Source organism: Actinomycetospora sp. (assembly GCF_036497585.1).
Classification (GTDB): Bacteria; Actinomycetota; Actinomycetes; order Mycobacteriales; family Pseudonocardiaceae; genus Actinomycetospora.
On sequence record NZ_DASXJD010000026.1, the window covers coordinates 1 to 8,413 of the forward strand.

General features: G+C 74.4%; 8 protein-coding genes and 1 pseudogene. 2 read left to right on the top strand and 7 right to left on the bottom strand.

Annotation, left to right across the window (positions count from 1 at the left end; all coding sequences use genetic code 11):
* A pseudogene (gene thiG, locus VGH76_RS02370) lies at positions 1-277 on the top strand (thiazole synthase); the annotation flags it as partial.
* Positions 278-470: 193 nt separating this feature from the next.
* Here thiG and VGH76_RS02375 read toward each other — a convergent pair.
* The 3 genes from VGH76_RS02375 to VGH76_RS02385 form a co-directional block, all read right to left on the bottom strand.
* Positions 471-917 (bottom strand): SRPBCC family protein, encoded by a 447-nt coding sequence (locus tag VGH76_RS02375; protein ID WP_331555001.1) that lies wholly within the window; start codon positions 915-917, stop codon positions 471-473.
* Positions 918-1,024: 107 nt separating this feature from the next.
* Positions 1,025-2,221 carry a cytochrome P450 gene (locus tag VGH76_RS02380; RefSeq protein ID WP_414637654.1) on the bottom strand — a complete coding sequence of 399 codons (1,197 nt, stop codon included), beginning with the start codon at positions 2,219-2,221 and terminating at the stop codon, positions 1,025-1,027.
* 227 nt (positions 2,222-2,448) lie between these two features.
* Positions 2,449-3,144 (bottom strand): hypothetical protein, encoded by a 696-nt coding sequence (locus VGH76_RS02385; protein WP_331555002.1) that lies wholly within the window; start codon positions 3,142-3,144, stop codon positions 2,449-2,451.
* 93 nt (positions 3,145-3,237) lie between these two features.
* Here VGH76_RS02385 and VGH76_RS02390 point away from each other — a divergent pair, with 93 nt between their 5' ends.
* Entirely contained in the window at positions 3,238-4,218 is a 981-nt protein-coding gene (locus tag VGH76_RS02390) for a D-2-hydroxyacid dehydrogenase family protein (RefSeq protein ID WP_331555003.1), read from the top strand.
* Positions 4,219-4,222: 4 nt separating this feature from the next.
* On the opposite strand, the gene thiD (VGH76_RS02395) is transcribed toward VGH76_RS02390, so the two are convergent.
* From thiD (VGH76_RS02395) to VGH76_RS02410, 4 genes are all read right to left on the bottom strand, one after another.
* Positions 4,223-5,062 carry a bifunctional hydroxymethylpyrimidine kinase/phosphomethylpyrimidine kinase gene (gene thiD / locus VGH76_RS02395; protein WP_331555004.1) on the bottom strand — a complete coding sequence of 280 codons (840 nt, stop codon included), beginning with the start codon at positions 5,060-5,062 and terminating at the stop codon, positions 4,223-4,225.
* A gap of 187 nt (positions 5,063-5,249) precedes the next feature.
* Positions 5,250-6,089, bottom strand: coding sequence for a bifunctional hydroxymethylpyrimidine kinase/phosphomethylpyrimidine kinase (gene thiD / locus VGH76_RS02400; protein WP_331555005.1), 840 nt, complete (start codon positions 6,087-6,089; stop codon positions 5,250-5,252).
* Positions 6,086-7,018, bottom strand: a complete 933-nt coding sequence (locus tag VGH76_RS02405; protein WP_331555006.1) for a phosphomethylpyrimidine synthase ThiC — start codon at positions 7,016-7,018, stop codon at positions 6,086-6,088. The genes thiD (VGH76_RS02400) and VGH76_RS02405 overlap by 4 nt, the downstream gene beginning before the upstream one ends.
* Positions 7,019-7,191: 173 nt before the next feature.
* On the bottom strand, positions 7,192-8,139 hold the full coding sequence (locus tag VGH76_RS02410) for a S1C family serine protease (RefSeq protein ID WP_331555007.1): 948 nt from the start codon (positions 8,137-8,139) through the stop codon (positions 7,192-7,194).
* Between the last annotated feature and the right edge of the window lie 274 nt (positions 8,140-8,413).

An 8,413-nucleotide genomic window follows, 5' to 3' on the forward strand; every position in this document is an offset into this window, starting at 1 on the left:
GGGCATCCGGAACCCGCACAACATCGAGATGATCGTGGGCTCGGTGAGCGTGCCGGTGGTGCTCGACGCGGGGATCGGGACGGCGTCCGAGGCGGCGCAGGCGATGGAGCTGGGCTGCGACGCCGTGCTGCTGGCGACCGCGGTGACCCGGGCGTCGGATCCGGAGGCGATGGCGACGGCGATGCGGCTGGCCGTGCAAGCGGGCCGGTTGGCGAGCGGGGCGGGCCGGATCCCGCGGCGGTACTGGGCGCAGGCGTCGTCGCCGGCGGTGGAGTGACCCTGCTGCTCGACCGCCACCACCCCCTATCGGCGTGCTCAGTTGCATCGTCGGGAACCCAGCGCCGGCAGGACCGAGGAGAAGCTCAGCTCGATCGTCTGGTGCCCGCCGGGCACCAGCAGCAGCGGGATACCGCCCTCGCCGTGCTCCTCGTGGTAGGGCGAGAGGCCGTCGACCGACGCGTGCGGCCTCGTCAGGCCCCCGCCCGGCCCTCGACGTAGGCCTTGAGGCGCGGCAGCGTCGCCTCGATGCCCCGGGTGTTGGTCGCCGGGTAGCGCAGCAGCTCGAGGACCTTCGGCGCGCGCGAGGTCGACCAGTCGAAGGTCTCGCTGACCCGCGTCGAGCCCTCGCCGGCGGGCTCGAGCTCGTAGCGCCAGCGGTGGTGCCCGACGTGACGCCAGGCGATCCGGCGGCCCTCCTCGAACTCCACGACCTCGTTCTTGATCGTGTACGGCACGCCCAGGCGCATCGACATGCCGAAGCGGTCGCCGAGGGAGAGCCGGGCCGGGCCCGAGATCGCGGCGCGCACGGTGCCGGAGCCGTCGAACTCGCCGTGGGCGCGGGGGTCGGCGAGGACGTCGAAGACCGCGGACGGCGGGGCGTTGACGACGATGTCGCGGGTCACGCGGCGCTCGGTCACGGGCGGGAAGCGTAGTGGGCGAACGGTGCCTTCCTCGCGCTCGACGCCAGGAACGTGCCCCTATCGGCGTGCTCCGTAGGACGCTGCCACGGGAGGGAGGGGCAGGGTCAGCCCAACGTCACCGGCAGCGCGTCCACCCCGTACACGATCGACGTCGTCCGCAGCGGCAGCGTCCGCTCGTCGGCGGCCATCGCGATGCCCGGGAACCGCTTGAGCAGCGCCGGGTAGGCCGTGCGCAGCTCCATGCGCGCCAGCTCCGCCCCGATGCACCGGTGGATGCCGTGGCCGAACGCCAGATGCGGCGTCGGCTCCCGACGGGGGTCGAAGACCTCGGGCTCCGGCGTCAGCCGCGGGTCGCGGTCGGCGGCCGAGAGCGAGACGAGGATGCCGTCGCCCTCGGCGAGGTCGACGCCCCCGATCGTCATGGGCTCGGTCGCGAACCGCGGGAACGCGATCTGCACGACGGTCAGGTAGCGCAGCAGCTCCTCGACGAAGCCGTGCACCGAGCGGGGCTCGTCGCGCACCATGGCGGCCACCGACGGGTCGCGCAGCAGGATCACCGAGCCGAGCGCGAGCATCGACGCCGAGGTCTCGAGGCCGCCGGTCAGGAGGCCGTCGGCCAGCTCGGCGAGCTCGTCGGTGTCGAGCTCGTCGCCGTGCTCGCGGATGAGCATGCCCAGCAGGCCCTCGCCGGGCTCCTTGCGCTGGCGCTCGACGACGCCGCGCAGGTACACCAGCGACTCGGAGATCTTGTCGAAGGCCGCGGTCGCACCGGCCAGCAGGTCGAACCGGGCCGTGGAGAGCGCCTGAAACTCGTCGCGCTCGTCGTAGGGGATGCCGAGCAGCTCGCAGATGGTCAGCGAGGGGATGGGCGTCGCGAAGTCGCGGACGAGGTCGACCTCCTCGCCCCGCTCGCCCATCGCGGCCATCGCGTCGAGGCGCCCGTTCACGATCTCGGTGATCCGCGGACCGAGCCGGGAGAGCCGGCGGCCGGTGAACTCCGGGGTGAGCAGCCGGCGCAGCCGGGTGTGCTCGGGCGGGTCGGTGAACCCGAGCCCGCCGGGGTTCTGCCCGGTCTCGATGCCGGCGCGCCCGACGAGGTGCCCGAAGTCGGTGGAGAGCCCGCGCGTGCGGCCGAGGACTTCGCGGGCCTCCTCGTGCCCGGTCACCAGCCAGGCCTTGACCCCGAACGGCAGCGGGAAGTCGCGCACCGGGTGGTCCTCGCGGGCCTCGCGCAGGGCGGGCACCGGGTCGAGGCCGTCACGGCGCAGCGGCATGAGTGCGTAGTCGGGGATCAGGCTCATCGGGTCGAGGCCGCGCCGGCTGCGCCAGGCGAGGTACTGGCGGGCGATGAGCCCGGTGACCCGGGTGCGCACGGCCGTCACCGCGCGCGCGAGGACGTCTCGCGCCGCGCTCGTCCAGTCGGAGCCCACGGTGACCACGTCCCCACCCTCCCGTATCGCCCGAGCAGCTCTCCGGACGGGTGCAGGGTAGGGCGTGTCGGCGTGTCCCCGATGTGACGTCCCGCGTGTCACTCGTCTCGCGGCTCCACCGAACGGGTGGCGACGGGGGCCGACGTGGTCACCGACGTCGCGCCCCGCAGGCCCATCCGGCGCAATTCGACGTCAGCCAGCCGGAGCAGGACCGCCGGGTCGCCGCGACGCCACGCCCCGGCGGCGTCACCGCCCGGCCCGGCGGCCCGACGGACCCGTCGGGGCGCCCCGCGGGTCAGCGCCCGCAGCGCGAGCAGGTCGACGTCGAGGTCCCGCGCGGCCAGGGACTGGCGGGCCCGCAGCACCCAGCGCACCCGCAGCGCCAGCCACGTCGCGAGGACCGGGAGCACGGCCACGCCCACCACCAGCCACGCCAGCCCGGTCGCGACGGCGGCCACCGCCTCGACCTGCGCCCGCCCGGCGTCGGCGATCGCCGTCCCGGCCTGGGTGCCGGGGGAGAACGCCCCGGAGAGCCGATCGCCGACGAACGGCACCCCGCCCGCGGCCTGCGAGGCGCCGTCGAACACGCCCGCCACCCGGTCGCCCGCGTCGGTGAGCGCCCGGCCCGGCGCCTGCAGCGCGAGCACGGTGTCGTGCAGCGCGATCGCGGCGGTGACCACGAGCACCACCCATACCGCGACGGCGAGGTCGGTGAGCACCTGCAGCATGCGCCGGCGCGGGCGCTCGGCGTAGAGGAGCACGCGGGGCCCGCGCGGGGCGAGGGTGAGGCTCACGTCCGGGTGTGTGCCCGGGCACCGGCGAGGGCACACCGCCGCGGACCGGGCCGCCTCCCGCAGCGCCCGGCCGGGAGAAGGAGGTCACCCGCCGTGCCCGAGGTCCGCAGGGTCGCGATCCTGGACGACTACCAGCACGTGGCCCGCGCGAGCGCCCAGTGGGAGCGCGTCTCCGACGGCCTCGGCGCCGAGATCACCACTTTCGACCGCCACCTCGGCGGTCCCGACGACGTCGTCGCGGCGCTGGAGCCTTTCGACGTGCTCGTCGTCATGCGCGAGCGCACCGCGTTCCCGGCCGAGGTGATCGAGAAGCTGCCGAATCTGCGCCTGCTGGTGACGACGGGGCCCGCGAACGCCGCGCTCGACGTCGCGGCCGCCCAGCGGGCCGGGATCACGGTGTCCGGCACCGGCGGGGTGTTCGACAACGCCGCGACGGTCGAGATGACCTGGGCGCTGATCCTCGCGACCGTGCGCCACGTCCCCGAGGAGGACCGCCGGATCCGCGAGGGCGGCTGGCAGCAGACCGTCGGCGCCGACCTCAAGGGGCGCCGCCTCGGCGTCGTAGGGCTCGGCGGCATCGGCAAGCCGGTCGCGGCGGTGGGGCGGGCGTTCGGGATGGACGTCGCGGCGTGGAGCCGCCACCTCGACCCCGACGACGCCCACGCCGTCGGCGTCACGCCGGTGTCGAAGGAGGAGCTGTTCGCCACCTCCGACGTCGTGACGATCCACATGAAGCTCTCCCGGGGCAGCCGCGGGCTCGTCGGGCGGGAGGACCTCGCCCGGATGACCGCGCACGCGATCCTGGTGAACACCTCGCGCGGGCCGATCGTCGACGAGGACGCGCTGCTCGAGGCGCTGCGCGCCGGGTCGATCGGCGGGGCCGGGCTCGACGTCTACGGCATCGAGCCGCTCCCAGTGGACTCGCCGTGGCGCTCCGCCCCGCGCACCGTGCTCACCCCACACCTGGGCTACGTGACTTCGGAGACGTTCGCCGAGATGTACGCCGACGCGGTCGAGGACATCGAGGCGTTCGCGGCCGGGTCGCCGGTGCGGGAGCTGGCGGCGCCGTCGTGACCGGTCAGGGGGGCGGGCCGTCCCAGTCGGCCACCGCCCACAGCGGCGACACCGGCCCGGTACCCGCCCCCAGCGGGTAGGACTCCGCCACCGCGCGCCGGATGTAGCGCTCCGCGTAGGCCACCGCCTCGGGCATCGGGAGTCCTCGGGCGAGGCCCGCGCATGTCGCGCTCCCCAGGGCGTCGCCGGCGCCGTGCACGTGGGGGGTGTCGATCCGCGGCCCGGTGAACTCCCACGTCCGCTCGCCGTCGGAGAGCAGGTCGACCACCTCCGGCGAGCCGTGCAGGTGGCCGCCCTTGACGAGCACCCACCGGGCGCCGAGGTCGTGCAGCGCGTCGGCGGCCTTCCTCGCGGTCTCCGGTCCGGTGACGGTCTCGCCCGCGAGCAGCCGGACCTCGTCGAGGTTGGGGGTGGCCAGCGCGGCGCGGGGGAAGAGCAGCGTGCGGATGGCCGCCATGGCGTCGTCGGCGAGCAGCGGCTCGCCGTACATCGACGCGGCGACGGGGTCGACGAGGAACGGCACCTGGTCGGGGTCGGCCCCGATCCCGACCTCGTCGACGACCTCCGCGACGGCCTCGATGATGCCCGCCGTCGCGAGCATCCCGGTCTTGGCGGCGCCGACACCGATGTCGGAGACGACGGCCCGGACCTGCGCGGCGACGACGTCCGGCGGGACCAGGTGCACCCCGGAGACGCCGAGCGAGTTCTGCACGGTCACCGCGGTGACCGCGACGCAGCCGTGGACCCCGCACGCCGTCATCGCCCTCAGGTCGGCCTCGAGCCCGGCGGCGCCGCCGGAGTCGGAGCCGGCGATCGTCAGGGCGCGCGGCGGCGTCGGGGTCATGGCCCCGCAGGATCGCACGAGCGTCGGGTCGGTCCGGCCCGTTGAGTGAGCGGCGCCGTTCTGGTGTCAGACGCCAGGATCGTGCCGTTGCTGCTGTGGAGGACCGAGCCGGCCCATGGGTGAACGGCGCCGTTCTGGCGTCAGATGCCAGGAATGTGCCGTTGCTTCCGCGCCAGAACCGCTCCGCTCACATGGGCATTGCCCTCACGGGCCCGTGTCCCGCGCCCAGCGGGTAGGAGTGCTCGACGGCGCGGGTGATGAACTCCTTGCCGAGCGCCACCGCGTCGACCAGCGACATCCCGCGCGCCAGCCCCGCGGTGATCGCCGAGGCCAGCGTGTCCCCGCCGCCGTGGGTGTGCGGCCGGTCCAGCCGCGGGGAGCGGAACTCGTGGACCTCGCCGGAGGCGAGGGACAGCAGGTCGACGCACTCGGGCTGGGGACGCCCCGTCGTCGCCTCCAGGTGCCCGCCCTTGACGAGCACCGCCGCCGCCCCGAGCGCGTGCAGGGCCGCGGCCGCCTCGTGGGCCGAGGCCTCGTCGACGACCTTGACCTCCGCGAGCAGCGCGATCTCGTCGAGGTTGGGCGTGATCAGCGTCGCCCGGGGCAGCAGCTCGGTCCGGATCGCGTCCAGGGCGTCCTCGGCGAGCAGCGGGCTCCCGCTCATCGACGCCGCGACGGGGTCCACCACGAACGGCACGCCCTCGCCGACGGCGCTGCCCCGCCCGATCCCCACCGCGTCGCACGCCCCGACGACCGCGTCGATGATCTCCCGCGACGCGAGCATCCCGGTCTTGGCGGCGTCGACGCCCATGTCGCCGGCGACCGTGCGGATCTGGGCGGCGACGACGTCCGGCGGCACCTCGTGGACCCCCGAGACCCCCAGCGAGTTCTGCACCGTCACCGCGGTGACCGCGACCGACCCGTGCACCCCGCACGCCGCGAAGGCGCGGATGTCGGCGGTCACCCCCGCGCCGCCGCCCGAGTCGGTGCCGGCGATCGTCAGGGCGACGGGTGGGCTCGTCGTCATGACCCCGCCACCGGAAGGTAGATGCGGTTGCCCTGCTCGGCGAACTCCTCGGCCTTCTCGGCCATGCCCGCCTCGATCGCCTCCACACTCAGCAGGCCCTGTTCCTCGGCACTGGCCCGGACGTCGTGGCTGATGCGCATCGAGCAGAACTTCGGCCCACACATGGAGCAGAAGTGGGCGGTCTTCGCGGGCTCGGCGGGCAGCGTCTCGTCGTGGAAGGACCGCGCGGTGTCCGGGTCCAGCGCGAGGCGGAACTGGTCGTGCCAGCAAAACTCGAACCGGGCCTTCGACAACGCGTCGTCGCGAGCCTGCGCTCCGGGATGACCCTTGGCGAGGTCGGCGGCGTGCGCGGCGATCTTGTAGGTGATCACGCCCCTCTTCACGTCCTCACGGTTCGGCAGCCCGAGGTGCTCCTTGGGTGTGACGTAGCAGAGCATCGCGGTGCCCGCCTGCGCGATCTGCGCCGCCCCGATCGCCGAGGTGATGTGGTCGTACCCCGGTGCGACGTCGGTGTCGCGGTAGATCTCCCAGGTGAGCCGCGAGGGGTCGCCGTCCACCTTCTCCAGCGCCTGGTAGATCGGCACGCTGCCGACCGGCACCGGCGAGTTGGGGAGGATGCTCTCGCGGGTGCGGTGGATCTCCGCGCCGGTGAAGAGGTCCAAGCGCATCTCAGGAGTGGTCTCGCCGTCGCGGGCGCGCTCCAGCTGGGTGCGGGTGGTCCTCCAGGGCTGCCGACGACGGGGCAGGCCCGCGTCGAGGTCGAGGATCGCCTCGTCATCGGTGTAGGGCCCCGAGGTGTCGTAGACGTCGAGGTGGGTGCCGTCGGTGAGCTCGATCCGGCGAGCGGCGACGTCGACGCCGTCGGCCCCGGGCAGATGGATCCTGCGGGACCCGTCGATCGGGCCGGTGGTGATCATGGGCGCACTCATGCTGCGCGTGGCCTCCCTACGCCGGCATTACCCGGTCAGGTTCGTACGGTCGGCGGCGCCGGACGTATCGTCCAGCCGCCCTCTCAGCCCGCTCCTGGCGCGGGCTCCCGCGGTGTGCAGTTGTGGATCGGTGGCCCGACGGTGCCATCCGGGCCGGAGGCGGGCAAGCCGGGTCAGGTCAGTTCGGACGGCACCGCGAGGACGTCGACCATGGCCTGCCCGCGCAGGACGGTGACCGGCAGGGTCCGCCCGATCGAGTCCGCGAAGAGCCGGCGCTGCAGGCCCTGGGCGTCGACGACGGGCTCGCGGTCCGCATCGACGACGATGTCGCCCCGGCGCAGGCCCGCCTGCGCGGCCGGGCTACCGGCGACGACGTCGGCGACCCGCAGGCCGTTCGCCCGCCCCAGCCGGGCGGCCACGTCGACCGGCAGCGGGGCCGGGGATCCGACGACGCCGAGGTAGCCGCGCCGCACCCGCCCGTCGCGGCGCAGCGCCGTGAGGATGTCGCGGGTCGTCGTCGTGATCGGCACCGCGAGGCCCAGCCCCACTCCCGCGACGGCGGTGTTGATCCCGACGACGTGGCCGGACGCGTCGGCGAGCGCCCCGCCGGAGTTGCCCGGGTTCAGGGCGGCGTCGGTCTGGATGACGTCCTCGACGACGCGGCTCGCGCTGCCGTCGCGGGTCGGCAGCGAGCGGCCGAGGGCGCTGACGACGCCGGCGGTGACGCTGCCCGCGAGACCGAACGGGTTGCCGACGGCGACGACCAGCTGGCCGACCCGCAGCGGGCCGGCGTCGCCCAGGGCGACGGGCGCCGGGGTGGTGGCGTCGGGGTGGACGGCGAGGACCGCGAGGTCGGAGAGCGCGTCGGCGCCGAGGACGCGGACGTCGGCGTGGGTGCCGTCGGCGAACGTGGCGCGGCCGGCGCGGCCGCGGGCGACGACGTGGGCGTTGGTGACCAGGACGGTGCCTCGGCCGGTGGCGTCGGTCGGGTCGCCCACGACGACCGCGGAGCCCGCACCGCGCGGGTTCTCCGGGTCGCCGACGGCGAGGGCGGCCACGGCGGGCCCGACCGTCTCCGCGACGGCGACCACGGTGCGGGAGTAGGAGTCGAGCTCGTCCACACCGTCGTGCTTACACCGTTGCAGCTGCTTCGGGCAGGGGTGTGCGCTGTGGGCGAACCGGGAGGTGCCCTCCGGGCAGGTGAGCACTGATCCGTCCTAGAGGGCGGATGAGTGCTCACGAGCGCGGAGCGCACCTAGATGAATGAGTCCGATTAGATCTTGGGGTGTGTCGTTCACCTGAACGTGGGCGGAGGGCGCCAAAGGTCATTGTGTGACGAACGACCGTGACGCCCTCCTGACCGCACTCTATGTCCACCTCGAGGATCGTGTCCTG

Bases quoted from the DNA above. Each gene is read 5' to 3' on its own strand.
- VGH76_RS02380 (WP_414637654.1), bottom strand. From the start codon at position 2,221: ATGAGCCTGATCCCCGACTACGCACTCATGCCGCTGCGCCGTGACGGC.
- thiD (WP_331555004.1), bottom strand. From the start codon at position 5,062: ATGACCCCGACGCCGCCGCGCGCCCTGACGATCGCCGGCTCCGACTCC.
- thiD (WP_331555005.1), bottom strand. From the start codon at position 6,089: ATGACGACGAGCCCACCCGTCGCCCTGACGATCGCCGGCACCGACTCG.
- VGH76_RS02405 (WP_331555006.1), bottom strand. From the start codon at position 7,018: ATGAGTGCGCCCATGATCACCACCGGCCCGATCGACGGGTCCCGCAGG.